Below are 15,237 nucleotides of genomic sequence, written 5' to 3' on the forward strand. Positions count from 1 at the left end.
GCCATCACCGGCTGCCGATCGTCCCCGCACTGCGGAAGTTTTGCCGTGGCGGCGGTGTTACGGCTCGTATGACCGCTACGGGCTTCCACGAGGGCGAGACCGCAACACAGCGGCGAGCGGGCGTCGAAGCCGAGGCCAAGCGGCTCGAGGGCATGCTCGACGCGTCGGGCCTGTCCCCCGGCGCCGCACGGTTTCTCGCGTCACAGCGGTTCGCCGCGCTGACCGGACGCGACCGCGACGGGCTCCTCTGGATCTCGCCGTTGGCCGCACCGCCGGGTTTCCTCCGCGGACGACGTGACGTCTTGCACGTGTCGGCCTCGCCGCGCGAGGGCGATCCCCTGCACGGCTTGCCCAGCGGTCAACAGGTCGGACTGATCGCCGTCGACTTCGCCACCCGACGCAGGTTGCGCGTCAACGGCGAGTTCCTCGGTGCCGACCGCGGGGGCATGACGATCCGCGTCGAGCAGTCGTACGGCAACTGCCCCAAGTACATTCACCGCCACCCCATCGACGTGGCCGGCCTGGCCGCCCCGGCGTCGCGAGGCCGCGCAACGCTGCTGACCCCCTCCGACACAGCATTGATTGCAGCGTCGGACACGTTCTTCCTGGGCACCAGCCATCCCACCCGCGGCAGCGACGCGTCACACCGCGGCGGTCCGCCGGGATTCGTCCGGGTGGACTCGCCGAACTTATTGTGGTGGCCGGATTTTCCGGGGAACAACATGTTCAGCAGCTATGGCAATCTGGCGGTCGACGACGAGGCCGCCTTGCTGTTCCTCGATTTCCGTACCGGCGACGCGCTGCACGTCACCGGGACGGCGCACCTGCGGTGGACCACGCCCGGCGCGCCCGGCGATGATGGCGGCGTGGGGCGAAACGTCGCGTTCTCCGTTGGCGTCGTCGCCCGTTAACCCTGGTCGAGTCCGACGTCGGGAAGCGGCCGTTGGCAGATCGCGTGCGCCTCGGCGGCGCCCAGACCGAACAGGCGCAGCACGTTCTCGGTGACGAGGTCGGCCGCGCGCGCGTCGTCGCGATCGGGCTCGTCGCGCAGCAGATTGCCCAGGCCGAGCAGCGCACCGCCCGCCATGGCGAGGGCCAACTCGGGATCGTCGACGTCGAACCGCCCGGCCGCTACCCCGGCTTTGATATCGCGCAGGGCCCGCGGCGCCAAACCCCGGCGCGACGACAACAACTCCATCCCGTTGGCCAACAGGATGCGGCTCTCCTGCGGGCGGCGTCGGAACAGCCGGCCCGTCAGCCGGAAACTGGTGGCGAAGGTCTCGGCCGGATCCTCGATGGACTCGGTGAGCTGGTCCAGCATCGACCCGTAAGCGTCGAGCACGTCGGTCACCGCGGCCTCGAACAGCTGCTCCTTGCTGTCGAAGTGGTTATAGAAGGATCCCATCCCGACGTCGGCCGCCTGGGTGATCTCTAGGACCGGCACATTGACCTTGCCCTCGGCGATCAGTCGCTGCGCGGCTTTGACCAGCGCCGCCCGGGTCCGCCACTTGCGCCGCTCCAGCCGGTTGGACGGCTCCACCATCGCGCTCATGCTCAGAAGTATGCATCAGTAGTGAGGATTCCGTCAGATCCTTGACTGAAGGTTCTCTCGTATGTGACGATTTCGTCAGTTACGTTTTCTGGGAGTGGTCATGCATCTGACGAAGAATGCCGGCGGGCACGCGCACAGCGAACAGGGTGCGCGGCGCGGCGAGCATCCCGGCCGGTCCCGCAACCCGGTGATCAAAGTCGCCGACATCGCGTGGTTGGAGTTCGAGCGGGCGGACCTGGCGCGGGCCGAGACGTTCGCGCGGGCATTCGGCTTCCACGCGATGTCGCATGGCCCGCACCAACTGCAGCTGCGCGGAACCCAGGAAGGCTCGCCGTGCGTCATCATGCGTCGCGGCCGGCGCAACCGCTTCGCCGGTGCGGCCTTTCGGGCGTGCGACGAGGCCGACGTGCTCCGGTTGGCGGGGACCGTCGGCGCGCCGGTCGAACCGCTGCCGGAGACCATCGGTGGGGTGTCGGTCGCCTTGGTCGACCCCAGCGGCATGCCGGTCCGCGTGGTCACCGGCATGCACGAACTCCCGGAGCTGCCGGGCCAACAGATCCACACCTTCAATTTCGGCCGCGACGTGCGGCGCATCAACACCGGCCAGCGTCCCCCGCGGGCGCCCGCCCGGGTCCAGCGGCTGGGCCATCTGGTGGTGCAGTCGACCAAGTACGTCGAGACGCTGAACTGGTACCTGGACAACCTGGGCATGATCGTCAGCGATTTCTTGTACTTTCCGGGTCAGCGCGACCGGGGGCCGACCATGAGTTTCATCCGGTGTGACCGCGGGCCGACACCGGCCGACCACCACACCCTGGCGATGGCGCTCGGCCCGGCCAACCGTTACGTCCATTCCGCGTATCAGGTCAGCGACCTCGATGCGCTGGCAGCCGGCGGTGAATACCTCGGTGCGCAGGGCTATTCGCGTTCCTGGGGAATCGGCAGGCACATCCAGGGCAGCCAGATCTTCGACTACTGGCGCGATCCCGACGGTTACCTGTTCGAGCATTTCACCGACGGCGACATGTTCGACAACACGCTGGACCCCGGCTGGGCGCCCTTCACCGCATCCGGGTTGGCTCAGTGGGGCCCGCCGGCAACCAGAGATTTTCTCGGCACCGACCCGAAATCGGCTGGCCGCGAATTTGTTTCGATGTTTACCGCGCTTCGGGCGCGCAACGAGTTCGATGTCAATCGCCTGATCGGCCTACTGAAAGTTCCCACCTCATGACCCTTTCCGTGCTGCACACCGCCTCTGAAACCGGTCACGCGTGGTGGCTCAAAACCGCCGAGGGTGCCGCGAAGATCGACACCACCGCCACCAGCACCGCCGCGCTGCTGGCCGACCGGGTCGCCATCGAGAAGGCGGCCACGAGCACCGATACCGTTGCCGTCGACACCCTCGCGTTGATCTCGCCGGTGACCCGGCCGTGCCGGGTGATAGCGCAGATGACCAACTACGAATCGCACGTCAAAGACGCGGGCATGGACCCCGCGTCGATCCCGCTCACCTTCTTCCGCAAGGCGTCGGCGTCCATCACCGGGCCCTTCGACGACATCATCAAGCCCGCACACGTCCGACTGCTCGACTACGAGGTGGAGATCGGCCTGGTGATCGGCCGCGCGGTGCCGATCGGCACCGCGATCTCCGAGGCGAACCTCAGTGATTTCGTCGCCGGCCTGGTCGTCACCAACGACGTCTCCGCGCGTGACATCCAACTCCCGCAGACCCAGTTCTACGAGGCCAAGTCGTATCCGACCTTCACCCCGGTCGGCCCGGAGCTGGTCCTGCTCACCCCCGACGAGCTCAAACGCTTCGGTGATCTGCGACTGCGCCTGAGTGTCAATGGCCAGGAACGCCAGAACGCGCTCGTCGAGGGCGACATGCTCTACCGGCCCCTGCAGGCGCTGCAGTCGCTCACCCAATTCCAAGAACTCGCCCCGGGCGACCTGGTCCTTACCGGCACGCCGGCCGGCACCGCGCTGAGCGCCCCGCCGAAGCCCGTGCAGTTCATCGGAAATCTGCTGCCGCCGCCCGTGAAATGGAAGATGTTCTTCTCACGCCAGGCCGCCAACCGGAACTACCTGCGTGACGGTGATGTCGTCGAGGCGTCGGTGGCGACCGACGACGCGGCCATCGACCTCGGAACCCAGCGCACCGCAATCCGATTCGCGTGACCCCTCTACCCACCCGGCGCGTCCCCGTCGTCATCGTCGGCGCCGGACCGACCGGCGTCACCGCGGCCACCCTGCTGGCGCAGCACGGCGTGGACTGCCTGGTGCTCGACCGTTGGCCCGGCGTGTACCCGCAGCCACGGGCGGTGCACCTGGACGACGAGATCTATCGCATCATCGCCCGCCTCGGGCTGGCCGACGAGTTCGCCGCGATCTCGCGGCCGACGCTGGGCTTGCGGTTGGTGGACAGCCGGTTTCGAACGCTGGCCGAGTTCAACCGCGACCCTGAGCACAGTGTGCACGGTTTCCCGCAGGCCAACATGTTCGACCAGCCGGAACTGGAGGCCCTGCTGCGGGCCAACCTCGAGCGCCATCCCGCCGCCGAACTCCGCGGGAACGCCGAAGTCACCGATGTCGTAACGGGCGGACCAGGTATCCGGGTCACGTTCACCGACCGCTCCGACGGGGCGCGTCACCAGGTCGAGGCCGACTACCTGCTGGGCTGCGACGGCGCCAACAGCCTGGTGCGCGCGCGGATTGGTTCGGCCATGCGCGACCTGAACTTTCAGCAACGCTGGCTGGTTGTCGACATCGCCACCGACGCGGACCTGGGCCAGTGGGACGGGGTCCATCAACTGTGTGATCCGAACCGCGCGGGGACTTACATGCGCATCGGCCCGGCGCGCTACCGGTGGGAGTTCCAGTTGCTGGCCGGTGAGAGCGCGAACGACTTCGGCACCCTGGACCGATTGCGCCCGTTGATCAGGCCGTGGACCAGCACCGTGCCCGTCGGCGAGCTGACCCTGGTGCGGGTCGCCGAGTACACATTCCGGGCCCAGATCGCCGACCGCTGGCGCCGCGGGAACGTCTTCATCCTCGGCGACGCGGCGCATCTCACTCCCCCGTTCATCGGCCAGGGCATGGGCGCGGGGCTGCGTGACGCGGACAACCTCGCGTGGAAGATCGCCGGGGTCCACCACGGCACCCTGGCCCCGGACTTTCTGGAAAGCTATGAGCGGGAACGTAAACCGCATACCCGATCCATGATCCGGCTGGCGCTTGGTGTCGGTTGGGCGATGACCGGGGGCGGGCGCCCGGGCAATGCGGCGCGCCGGGCGGTGCTGCCGAGGCTGCGGCTCTTCCCGGGCCTGCGTGACAAGGTGGTCGACTCGCGGACGCCGGCGCTGCACCGTTCGGCGTTGGTGCGCACCTCCCTGCGACCGCGCCGGCTGGGCGGCACGCTGTGTCCGAATCCGCCGCTTGGCGAACGTCAGCGGCTGGACGACGTGCTCGGCACCGGCTTCGCGCTGATCAGCACCGCTCGCCCCGGTGCTGCCGACGAGGCGGCGCTACGCCGACGCGACGTCGCCGTGCTGATCGCCGAAGCCGACAGCCCGTTGGCGGCATGGCTACACCGGGGCCATGCCACCGCGGCGCTGGTGCGCCCCGACCGGACCGTGGCCCGTGCCGGACGCGACGTCACCGGCGTTTGTGCGTGGACCGCGGCCGTCCTTTCGGCGCGAGCGGATCAGGCCGGCACCGGGGGCCGCGCAACGATCACCGGTATCCGAACCGAGTGCAGGACCGCGTTGCTGACCGATCCCAACAGCACACCGGTCAGACCCCCCCGCCCGTGACTGCCCACGACCAGAAGCTCTGCGGTCCCTGACTTTTCGGCGAGCTGTCGGGCCGGTTGATCCCGCACGACCAGACGCTGCACGGCCACGTCGGGATAGCGCTCCTGCCAACCCGCCAGGTTCTCGGCCAGGCTCCGGTGCGCCTCCGCTTCCAGTGATGACCAATCCGGTTCCGGAAGCTCGGTGATCGCGATATCGCTCCACGCGTGCAAGGCCGTCAGGCCGACACCGCGGCGGGACGCTTCGTCGAACGCCACCTCGATCGCGAGCTCGGAGGCCGGTGAGCCGTCGACCCCGACCAGTACCGGGGCATCTTGCGCGGCCGCGACATGGTCGGCGTGGACGACCGCGACCGGGCAGTGCGCGTGCCGCACCACCGTCGCGCTGACCGAACCGAGCACGCCCCGGGCCAGCAGTCCTCGTCCGGCCGTGCCCACGACGATCATCTCGGCCACATCGGACATGTTGATCAGCGCCAGCGCCGGGCTGGAGTACACGAGTTCCCGATGGATCGTGACGTTTCGGTCCGCCGGTATTGCCTCCTCGGCGAGCTTGATCGCGTGCATGATCGCCTTCTTGCCCTCGTCCTCGAGCCGCACCGCCAGAGACTCGGGGTATGGGACCGGCGGCCAGGTGGCGGTGGGCGTCGTCACCGCGTGGACGACGGTGAGTGGAACTTTGCGCATCGCCGCTTCGCCGGCGGCCCAGGTTGCGGCCGCGCTCGATGCCGACGAGCCGTCGACCGCGACGACGATGCCGCGGTGGTGGTCAGGTGCTGACATTTCGTTCTCCCTCCATCACGAGCGACGCTACAAACCCGCGGGGGATCGGTCGTGAGGCTTAAGTCCCTAACCAACGGGTCGGACGGCTTTCGCCGGCACCCGTTAGGGCACCCGTAACGCTGTGGTCACGCCCCGGCTAGATGCGACGCCGCTGTAACTGCGCGATGACCCAGAACGGCAGCGCCACGAACAGCGTGCCGCCGATGAGGTTGCCCACGGTGGTGATGCACACATTGGTGAGCAGGCCGTGTCCGCCGAGCCCCCAACCGATGCCGCCGCGCGGTGCGGCCGGGTGAAACAGGTTCAGCAGCAGGGGAAGACCGAGGAAGCCGACGTTGGCGATCACGTGCTGGGTGCCGCCGATGACGAATGCGAACGGCCCGTAGAACGCGAACGTCATTCGGGCCACGTCGCTGCGCGCCTTGAAGAACATGCACATGGAGGTCTGCAGGAACCAGGTGCACACCACGGCGAGCAGCAGCGCGGTCCAGAACGGCTGGCCGGCCTTCTGCGCCCCGACGGCGGCCGCCCGCTCGGCGAAGGGGCCCAGGTATGGGCCACCCGCGGCACCGCAGACGGTGACGAACACCAGCGCGCCCGCGACGTTGCCGATCAGGCCGGCGATCACCAGGAAGGCGTAGCTGCGCACACTCATGGTGCGATTGAGAACTGCCAGGAAGCCCGCCGCCATGTCCGCGGTGATCAGCGACATGCCCGACACCAGGATCAGGACGAACGACATGCCGAACGCCAGGCCCATCAACAGACTTGCGACGCCCGGGGTCTTGACCCCGGTGCTCACCATCAACGCCAGCAGCGCCCCGAACGCGACCATCACCCCGCCGACCAGGGAGCGCACCAGAAACGCCCACGGGTGCGTCACCTTCTCGACGGCCATGGCGGCCACCCGGTCCACCATGGCGCCGACGCCGAGCGGTTCGAAAGGGTCATCCGGGACGACATTCGTCGTCACACGAGAAGTCAAGCCGGGCAGGGCATTCCGCGGCGACGCTTCACCGCTCAACCGCGGCGATTGCGCTTCGAGAGTCATGATTGCTGGCCTTTCCGTAAAGCGTTGATCGCGTTGATGACCCCGGTGATGTGCTCCTCGCTGAGCTTCTCCCCCTCGAAGACGTGGCTGAGCAGAATCTTCAGGTCGAGCATTTGTTGCAGGTAAACGAGGCAGGGCGGGCATTCGTCGAGGTGCTTGGCGACGATCGGGCCCCATTGTTGGGGGTCGGAGTCGACGAGTTCGTCGACGAGGCGGACGAAGTCGACGCAGTCGATGGCGGGGACGGTGTTGTCGTGCACGGTCATCGGCGATACCGCTTTTCCAGTTCGTTGCGAAGATTTCCCCGGGCGCGGTAGAGCAGCGCGCGTTGCCCTTCGGCGGTGAGCCCGAGGAGTTCGGCCGCCTCTTCGGCCGAGGCGCCGACGATGTCACGCAAGATGACAAGTTGCCGCTGCCGCTCGGGCAACGCGTCCAGCGCCGTGCGCACGTGTCCGACGAGCTCGTTCTCGACGGTGCGGTCCTCCGGCAAAAAGCGCCGTGACGGCGGAAGGTTCCAGTGCCCCGCGTCGGGATGGCCCGCGGGATGCATGCGGCCCGCCAGCGGGTCGGCGTCGTCCGTCGACAGCACCTCGTGGTCGCGGATGCGGGATTCCCGGCGGCGGTGCCGCGAGGCGGTGTTCTTGACGATCCCGAATAACCATGTCCCAACCGAGGAACGGCCCTCGAAGGAATCCGCGGACTGCAGGACCTGCACCCACGCCTCCTGCACGGCCTCTTCGGCCACCGTCGCCGAATCCACCATGGTGCGGGCAAAATTGACCATCGGCCGGTGAAAGTCGCGCACCAGGATGGCCAGCGGGATGCCGCCGACGACGCGTTCGGATTCGGTGCCCCCCGATGGCACCGCCACCGGGGTCACCATCGACTCGCACTCAAGCGCACGCGGCCAGTTCCCAGCGCAGCTGCGCTTCCGACGGGGATTGGACCGGAATGAACGCCGCCTCGCGGTAGCGGCGACTCGCCGCCGTCCTGCTCGCATACCCCTTACCACCCGCGGTGCGGATCTCGAGATCCGCGCTGACGCTGGTGAGTTCGGCCGCGGCCAGCCGCAGGGACAACAGCTCCCGCTTGGTCGGCGGCTCGTCCCCGCCCACCGCGGCGGCCAGACGCGCCAACGCCGATTCGGCGGCGGCGAGCTTCTCCGCGACCTCGTCGACTTGGGCGCTGAAGACCTTGTTCACCCCGCTGAGGCCGTTTTTGGCCTGCCGCAACGCGGTTCCGGTCAGCCCCAGGCACATCGCCGACTGCAAGACGAGGAACGTCGGTCGGACCGCCCGCAGGAAACCCTCGAAGTCACTCGACAACACCCGCTCCAAGGGGACGTAGGCGTCGGCCAGGTTCAGGTACGACGAGGCGGTGCTACCCATTGCCAGCAGGTCGAAGTGATCGCCGACCGTCACGCCCGGCGTGTCCAGCGACAGGGCCACGATCAGCCTCTCGCCGGCATCGGTACGCACCGCGGTCACCATGGTCGAGTCGGCGTAGAGGTTGCTCGCCCACCGAATCGGTCCGGACACCGCGTAGCCGCCCTCGACGCGCGCAGCCGTCAACTCCAAACTTCCGCACCCCGCCGCCTCCTTGAACGCCGAGGCCATGCCGGTCACCCCCAGCGTGGTCCCGGCAAGCAGGGGCCTGGCCGCCTCCGCACCGAAAGGCGTTGCCGCCGAGAGCAGATACTCCACCGCCATGCGATGAGCCCACAACGAGAACCCGGTGCTCATGCACTCTCCGGAGATCAACCGGATGACCTCGGCCATCTCGGGTAACCCACCGTCGGCGTTGCCGGGTGCGCCAACCCCGAGCAGGCCGGCCGCACCCAGTGCGGTGAAGCTACGGCGAGACGGATGCTCGCCGCGGTCCAACGCGCCGGCGTGGGCCCGGATGTCTTCCAACAGTTCGACATCCACCTGACCCGCAGCCGGGTCCATCGTCGCCGTCATCTCGATACCTCCTGGGCCGAGTGCTTCCACGCGTAGTCGAGGAACTTGCCGTCGAAAGTGACGACCACTCTGTCGCCTTCGGGGTGCGGACGCCGCCGCACGCTCACCTGAAAGTTGATGGCGCTCATGATCCCGTCACCGAATTCTTCACCGATGAGTTCCTTGATCGCCGGCCCGTAGACGGCCAGCGCCTCGTGGAACCGGTAGATCGTGGGATCTGTCGCCATGGTCGCATCGGAGCCGCGATACGGCATCATTTGCAGTACGGCTACCGCCTCGTCGTCGAGGTCGAGAAGCGATGCGACCGTGGCTGCGTCGGCGGCCGGGAGCGGATGCTGCCCGAGTAACGCCGCGACGGTCCATACCGGGTCCTTGCCGATGGATTCGGCGATTTTCGCCCAGCTCAGTCCCCGCCTGGCGCGGCCCAGCCTGATGGCCTGGCCTAGGTCCGCCTTCGTCAATGGAGTTGCCATAGCCGGTTTCCCTTCCCCCATGCCTATCCGGTGAACAGAGTCGAGTCGACGCTCACCGGGTTGCGAAACGTGTTCACCACGGGTGACCAGGCGATCGCGTTGTCGTGAATCTCCTGGAGGGTGGCATCGTCGGCGTCTCCGGCCAGCGTCACCCGGCAGCGAACTGCGCTGAAACCGAGGCGCTTTCCCTCGGGCGTGTCACCCACACCCCAGACCGCGGAGATGTCGATGTCACCTTCCATTTCGACCTCGATCTTGGTCAGCGTCACCCCGCGGTGCGTCGCGTTGGCCAGCAAGCCCACCGACACGCACGAACCCAGCGCGGCCAGGGCGGTCTCCGACGGGTTGGGCGCCGAGTCGTCTCCGAGCAGCGCGGGCGGCTCGCCCACCAGCATCGGTGCCAGGTCGCGGACGTAGGTCATGTTGCGGAACCCGGTCTCGCACACCGTCTTGGCTTTCAGGGTCTTCTTGCCCGTCTCCGGGTTGGCCCTGGCGTTACACGACAACTTGTCGAGGCCTTCGGCGTCGATGACGAGCGCGTCGGTCATGTGACTTCCTCCGTTTTCGCTGATTCTGCGGCTTCACGGAGTTAGTGCTCTGCGGCGGCCGATGTGTGACGGTGGACGGGACGCGTTTACCTGGGCGCAACGAAACATCACACAGCCGAAACGCGGCGCCGTCCAACGGCGGACGGACCTTGAGGGAGATTTGCTTAGCCGAAAAGGTCTTGCGCGATGTAGTGGCCTTCGGCGGGCGCGGGCGGCACCGCGAAGATTGCTGAACCGATGTGGCGGATGTATTCGTTGAGCAGGTCGTGGGCGCCCAACCGGTTCTGCAGACGAATAAAATCTTGCGGATCCTTTTGATACGAGATGAACAGCAGGCCCGCGTCGAGTTGTCCGTCGGCGTCGAGGCCATCGGTGTAGTTGTAGGACCGTCGCCGGATCATGCTGCCGTCATTGTTCTCCCGGGCGGCCAGGCCGACGTGGGACATCGGGTCGATGAGCGGATTGCCGTCGGCGCCCTTGGCGGCGAAGTCGGGAGTATCGAACTCGGTCTTGCCGCTCAGCGGCGCGCCCTCTTCTTTGGTGCGACCGAAGATCCGCTGCTGGTTGCCGATGCGGTCGACGTCCCAGGTCTCGAGCAGCATCCGGATCTTCCGCACGACTTGATACGTCCCGCCGCGCATCCACGGCTGGTCGTCGTCGACCCAGACGAACCGGTCGTACTCCGCATCCGTGGCGATGTTGCGGGTCCCGTCCTTGAATCCCAAAAGATTTCTCGGGGTGTGCTGGCCCGGGCCGGCCGAGGCGCGCCCGAATCCCAGCACGGCCCAGGACGGTGAGACGATGTCGCGGCCCAGCCGGGCGAGGTTACGCACCGCGTGATAGCAGACCTGCGGGTCATCGGCGCAGGCTTGCACCGACAGATCGCCGCCGCGCAACCGGGGGTCCAGGTCGTCCCCGTTGAGTGGCGGCAGATCGCTGAACACCGCGGGCCGGCGCGGGGCGAGCCCGAACCGATCACCGAACAGCGACGGCCCCAGTCCGATGGTGACGGTGAGACTGGCCGGGCTCAGCCCGTAGGCCTCCCCGGTATCCGCCGGGGGCTGCACCTCGGCCTGCGGCTGAACTGTGCCGACGGGCCTGCCCTGCTGCAGGACCGCCGCCGCGGCGGACCAGCGTGCCAACAGGGTCTGCAGCTCGGTGCGCGTGCCGGCGGCCAGCGAGAAGGACATGAACATGGCGTAACGCTGTGGGGGCGTGGCAATTCCGCCCTGGTGCGGCTGGCCGTAGAAAGGATAGCTACGACGCAGATCGACGTTGTCGTCGCCGCCACCCGGGCCGCCGTTGCGCCCGGCCGCCATCGCGTGACCCGCGAAGCCGCCGGCCGCGGCGCCGGTAAGCCCGGCCAACACGGCGCCGCCGATCATGCGCCGGCGTGAAACCGCCGCTGCTTCCTCGGGATCGGTCGTGTCGTCGGTCACGGTCAGCCCGCCGAGACGACTTTTTGCGCGATCGTCGACAGGCTCTGGTGCAGCGGCTGGACAACCGCGGTCAGCTTCGGCGCGTCGGTGGCCTTCAGCGCCGCGGTGTAGGTCTGGAAGCCGCCCAGCGCGGAGGAGTCGCGGTACCCGTCCAAAGTCGCCAGCACCGTGCGGAATTGCTCATCGATCCGGCTGACCAGCTTGCCGTCGATCTGCTGCAGGCCCGGCCGCAGCGACGCGTAGGCCTGTTGGGCGCCTTCCACGTTGCCGGAGAAGTCGACCAGGTCGATGTGGCTGAAGGCCTCCTCCTCCCCGGTGATCTTGGTGTTCTGGATCTCTTCGATCAAATCGCTGGCACCGTTGGCCAAGTCTTCCGGCTGGTAGTGCAGGAGGGCGACGATAGCGGTCAACTTGACGACGTTGCCGACCAATTCGGAGCTGGACGCCAACGTGGCGGGGGTGATCGCTTTGCCCTGCCACAGGTCGCGCTCGATGGCGTGGAATCCCTTCCAGCCGACCTTCGCATCGACGGGCGTGGACTCGCGCATATCGATCAGGTAGTCCAGGCTGCCGGCATTGTCGCCGACCGCGAATCCCACCAAGATGAAACCCTCGACCGCGGACTCCGAACGCTCCCAGAAGAGGCGCGCCTTGGCGTAGGCGGCCTTTGCGGCGGCGATGTTGCCCGACCGCACCGCGGCGTCCAGCGCCCTGACCCCGTCACCGAGCTGAGCGATCTGATTGACGACGTAAGCCGCGTAGTCCTTGGTCCCCTGGCTGAGGATGTTTGCGACGGTGCCTGTCGGCCCCACCGCCGCCCGGCCCGTCACCGTCAAGGTCTGGTATTCGTTGCTCGCGCCGGGGCAATACAGCTGATACGGGCCGCCGTCCAGGGTGACGGTGAACGACACCGGATCCAGGCCGGGAGCGAGGTCCTCTTTCTCGCCGACGATCCGCTGGCCGCTGAGCAATTCGACTTCGCTGATCCCCGGCGCGTTCCTGTTCGCCACCGTGAAGGTCACCGGCCCGGCGGCGACGCTGGTGATGTCCAGGGCGCAGCCGTCTTTGCCGCCGTCATTGGCCAAGGTGACCTTGACCGCGTGGGTGCCGCCGCCGGATTTCCCGTCCTCGAGGCGCCCCGCGTTGCCACTCGGATGACTGCAGGCGGTCACAGAACACGCCGCCATCAGAGCCAGTGCTGTTGCGGCGAAGCAACACTCGCGATGCCAAAGCCGGGCTCCCGGCTTGGTGCGATCCCGCTGCGTCACGGGGACTGCTGCGTCACGAAGTCGATGAGTTCCTCGACGCGGCTGATCAGCGCCGGCTCCAGGTCGTTCCAGTCACGCACCCGGGACCGAATGTGGCGCCAGGCCCTGGCGATGTCCGCCTGGTTGGCGTGGGGCAGGCCGAGCGCCCGGCACGCACCGTGCTTCCACTCGATGTGCCGCGGCACATCCGGCCAGCCGGCCAACCCGAGCCGCTGGGGCTTCACGGCTTGCCAGATGTCGACATAGGGATGACCGACGACCAGGGTGTCGGTACCACCCGGCCCGCGCCGCACCGCGTCGGCGATCCGCGCTTCCTTCGAACCGGTGACGAGGTGATCGACGAGCACACCGAGCCGGCGCCCGGGTGCGGGCGCGAACTCGGACACGATGTCCACCAAGTCGTCGACGCCGCCGAGGTGCTCGACGACGACACCCTCGATCCGCAGGTCCTCGCCCCATACCTGCGCGATGAGTTCCGCGTCGTGGCGGCCCTCGACGTAGATCCGGCTGGCGCGGGCGACCCGGGCGCGCGCGCCCGGCACGGCGACCGAGCCGGACGCCGTCCGTCCGGCGGCGGCGGGCGCCGCCCGCCGCGGCGCCGTGAGGATCACCGGACGGCCCTCGAGCAAATAGCCTGGGCCCAGCGGAAATCCGCGCACGTGCCCGCGCCGGTCTTCCAGTTCGACCCGCCCGTACTCGACTCGTACCACCGCGCCCACGTATCCGCTCTGCACGTCCTCGACCACCAGACCGAGTTCGGCGGGGTGCTCGGCAGAGCGGGGCTTGCGCCGGCCCGCGGCAAGCACATCGATTCCATAGCGATCAACCACGCGGCCATACTAGAAAGCCTTGCGGCCAAACATCGTTACGGCACGCCCGCTTGAGGAGCATCGTGACCGAGATCGCCCGTGTCGGCGATGCAATACCGGCGGGTAAAAAATGCGTTTTAACTGTGTGGCGTTACTGAGCTGATGGCGTTGCCGATGTTACGTTGCTAGTGGTGAGAACTGCCGCTCGTTCTCAAATCGCGGCGGTGAGCGAGGTGGGATTATGGACCTGGCACTTTGGGTGTCGAGCATTCTGGCTTTCGTGCGGGCCGGCTACCCCGCCGGAATGCCCACGACCGGGTATGCGCCCCTGGCCGCCCTGGCTCGCCGACGGCTGTGCGACGACGAGATCAAGGCCATCGCAACCAAACTCATGAGGCGCCAATTCTGGCCGATCAATCCCGTTGATATCGGCGTCGAAATCACCCGGATCACGAACCAATTGCCCTTGCCCGGCGACGTCGAGCGGGTCGAGCATCGCCTTCATGCGATCCGCTGCGCGCGGGGATAGGCGTCCCCGCGGGATCTGACTCTGCTACGGCGCGTCCTTCGCCGGACCGCCGCATGCGGCCAGGTAGTCCGGGTAGTTCCAGGTCCGCAGAAACTCTTGGCCCGCCCGCAATCCTCGTTGATACAGCGCGTCGCGTTGCTCGGCGGTGATGTTGAAGTCGATCGGGCTGACCTCGTCGGCGGGAACGAAGATGGTGCGCCGTACGGTGCACGGATCGTCGATGTATGCGTTGTCCTGGTTGCTCACCAGTGTCTCTATCGCGGCGATTCCCAAGGAGACTGGCCCGTGGACCGGATGGGTGGGCGGGATGCCGGGTCGTGCGGACAACCGGATGCCGAAGGTCGGCCATCGCGGCTCCGCGTCGGGCCGGTCGAACAGCTCCACCGGGAAATCGGACAATAAGCCGCCGTCGACCCAGGTGGCGCCGCCCACCCGGACGGGCTCGAACACATAGGGAATCGCCGACGAGGCGTGCACGGCGCGGGCCACCGGAAAGTCGTCGGGGTCGATCCCGTAGGAACCGAGATCCCACGGGATGCGCACCAGCCGGCGCCGCGACAGGTCGCTGGCCGTCACCACGAGCGACCACGCGAACTGGTCCGGCTCTTCGCCCGTGCGTAAGTCGCCGAACGTCCGCACACCCATGTCGGCCAGCAGGCCGGCGAGCAGCCGCTCCAAATAGGCACCGCGGTAGACACCGTCGGAGACCAACAGCGACAGCGCCCCACCGATCAGGGGCACCGCGCCGATCAGGTTGCGGTCCAGAAACTTCCGGTAGTCGATGGTCCGCATCACCTCCGCGAGCCGGCTGAGCGGCTCGCCCGCGACCTGCAGCGCGGCTACCAGCGACGCGACGACCGCGCCCGCGCTGCTCCCCGCGACGCGCGGAAACCGGTAGCCGGCCGCGGACAGCGCGTCGAGCGCGCCGACCAGCCCGATCCCCCGGACGCCGCCCCCCTCGCACACCAGATCCGCGCGGGACGCGCTCACGGCCGCCTCCATAGCCTTACCCC

The 15,237-nt window shown here is 67.8% G+C and carries 16 protein-coding genes and 1 pseudogene; 5 read left to right on the forward strand and 12 right to left on the reverse strand.

The window, feature by feature from the left end; genetic code table 11:
* Window positions 1-68: 68 nt before the first annotated feature.
* Window positions 69-911: a PNPOx family protein gene (locus G6N51_RS04840; protein WP_083170905.1), complete on the forward strand. Its 843-nt coding sequence runs from the start codon at window positions 69-71 to the stop codon at window positions 909-911.
* Here G6N51_RS04840 and G6N51_RS04845 read toward each other — a convergent pair.
* Window positions 908-1,552: a TetR/AcrR family transcriptional regulator gene (locus G6N51_RS04845; protein ID WP_083170907.1), complete on the reverse strand. Its 645-nt coding sequence runs from the start codon at window positions 1,550-1,552 to the stop codon at window positions 908-910. The two genes, G6N51_RS04840 and G6N51_RS04845, sit on opposite strands and share 4 nt — an antisense overlap.
* A gap of 100 nt (window positions 1,553-1,652) precedes the next feature.
* Here G6N51_RS04845 and G6N51_RS04850 point away from each other — a divergent pair, with 100 nt between their 5' ends.
* From G6N51_RS04850 to mhpA, 3 genes are read left to right on the forward strand one after another with little or no spacing between them, the layout of a single operon-like run.
* Window positions 1,653-2,783, forward strand: coding sequence for a VOC family protein (locus tag G6N51_RS04850; protein WP_083171029.1), 1,131 nt, complete (start codon window positions 1,653-1,655; stop codon window positions 2,781-2,783).
* Window positions 2,780-3,730, forward strand: a complete 951-nt coding sequence (locus tag G6N51_RS04855) for a fumarylacetoacetate hydrolase family protein (RefSeq protein WP_083170909.1) — start codon at window positions 2,780-2,782, stop codon at window positions 3,728-3,730. The genes G6N51_RS04850 and G6N51_RS04855 overlap by 4 nt, the downstream gene beginning before the upstream one ends.
* Window positions 3,727-5,364, forward strand: coding sequence for a bifunctional 3-(3-hydroxy-phenyl)propionate/3-hydroxycinnamic acid hydroxylase MhpA (gene mhpA / locus G6N51_RS04860; protein WP_232078209.1), 1,638 nt, complete (start codon window positions 3,727-3,729; stop codon window positions 5,362-5,364). Before G6N51_RS04855 ends, mhpA begins: the two co-directional genes overlap by 4 nt.
* Here the strand turns inward: mhpA and G6N51_RS04865 are convergent.
* The 10 genes and pseudogenes from G6N51_RS04865 to G6N51_RS04910 form a co-directional block, all read right to left on the reverse strand.
* Window positions 5,256-6,146 carry a universal stress protein gene (locus tag G6N51_RS04865; RefSeq protein ID WP_083170913.1) on the reverse strand — a complete coding sequence of 297 codons (891 nt, stop codon included), beginning with the start codon at window positions 6,144-6,146 and terminating at the stop codon, window positions 5,256-5,258. The two genes, mhpA and G6N51_RS04865, sit on opposite strands and share 109 nt — an antisense overlap.
* Window positions 6,147-6,282: 136 nt before the next feature.
* Window positions 6,283-7,098: pseudogene (locus tag G6N51_RS04870) on the reverse strand (formate/nitrite transporter family protein); the annotation flags it as partial.
* Window positions 7,099-7,193: 95 nt separating this feature from the next.
* Window positions 7,194-7,463 carry a hypothetical protein gene (locus G6N51_RS04875; RefSeq protein ID WP_083170917.1) on the reverse strand — a complete coding sequence of 90 codons (270 nt, stop codon included), beginning with the start codon at window positions 7,461-7,463 and terminating at the stop codon, window positions 7,194-7,196.
* Window positions 7,460-8,080: an RNA polymerase sigma factor gene (locus tag G6N51_RS04880; RefSeq protein ID WP_083170919.1), complete on the reverse strand. Its 621-nt coding sequence runs from the start codon at window positions 8,078-8,080 to the stop codon at window positions 7,460-7,462. Before G6N51_RS04880 ends, G6N51_RS04875 begins: the two co-directional genes overlap by 4 nt.
* Before the next feature lie 10 nt (window positions 8,081-8,090).
* Complete coding sequence (locus G6N51_RS04885; RefSeq protein ID WP_083170921.1) at window positions 8,091-9,158, reverse strand: acyl-CoA dehydrogenase family protein; 1,068 nt, start codon at window positions 9,156-9,158, stop codon at window positions 8,091-8,093.
* Complete coding sequence (gene cynS, locus G6N51_RS04890; RefSeq protein WP_083171031.1) at window positions 9,155-9,631, reverse strand: cyanase; 477 nt, start codon at window positions 9,629-9,631, stop codon at window positions 9,155-9,157. The genes G6N51_RS04885 and cynS overlap by 4 nt, the downstream gene beginning before the upstream one ends.
* A 23-nt stretch (window positions 9,632-9,654) precedes the next feature.
* Window positions 9,655-10,179: an OsmC family protein gene (locus tag G6N51_RS04895; RefSeq protein WP_083170923.1), complete on the reverse strand. Its 525-nt coding sequence runs from the start codon at window positions 10,177-10,179 to the stop codon at window positions 9,655-9,657.
* A 164-nt stretch (window positions 10,180-10,343) separates the two neighbouring features.
* Window positions 10,344-11,618 (reverse strand): iron uptake transporter deferrochelatase/peroxidase subunit, encoded by a 1,275-nt coding sequence (efeB, locus tag G6N51_RS04900; RefSeq protein WP_083170925.1) that lies wholly within the window; start codon window positions 11,616-11,618, stop codon window positions 10,344-10,346.
* A 2-nt stretch (window positions 11,619-11,620) separates the two neighbouring features.
* A complete protein-coding gene (efeO, locus tag G6N51_RS04905) occupies window positions 11,621-12,805 on the reverse strand; it encodes an iron uptake system protein EfeO (protein WP_174814364.1) in 1,185 nt (394 codons plus the stop codon).
* Between the two features lie 77 nt (window positions 12,806-12,882).
* Window positions 12,883-13,716: a DUF3097 family protein gene (locus G6N51_RS04910; protein WP_083170927.1), complete on the reverse strand. Its 834-nt coding sequence runs from the start codon at window positions 13,714-13,716 to the stop codon at window positions 12,883-12,885.
* A 220-nt stretch (window positions 13,717-13,936) separates the two neighbouring features.
* On the opposite strand from G6N51_RS04910, the gene G6N51_RS04915 reads away from it, so the two are divergent.
* Window positions 13,937-14,224, forward strand: a complete 288-nt coding sequence (locus G6N51_RS04915; protein ID WP_083170929.1) for a DUF3349 domain-containing protein — start codon at window positions 13,937-13,939, stop codon at window positions 14,222-14,224.
* Between the two features lie 24 nt (window positions 14,225-14,248).
* On the opposite strand, the gene G6N51_RS04920 is transcribed toward G6N51_RS04915, so the two are convergent.
* The gene (locus tag G6N51_RS04920) at window positions 14,249-15,226 is read right to left on the reverse strand and encodes a patatin-like phospholipase family protein (RefSeq protein WP_083170931.1); all 978 of its coding nucleotides are present in this window, start codon (window positions 15,224-15,226) and stop codon (window positions 14,249-14,251) included.
* Window positions 15,227-15,237: the final 11 nt, after the last annotated feature.

Origin of the sequence: Mycobacterium paraseoulense (assembly GCF_010731655.1) — a bacterium.
GTDB classification, from domain to species: Bacteria; Actinomycetota; Actinomycetes; order Mycobacteriales; family Mycobacteriaceae; genus Mycobacterium; species Mycobacterium paraseoulense.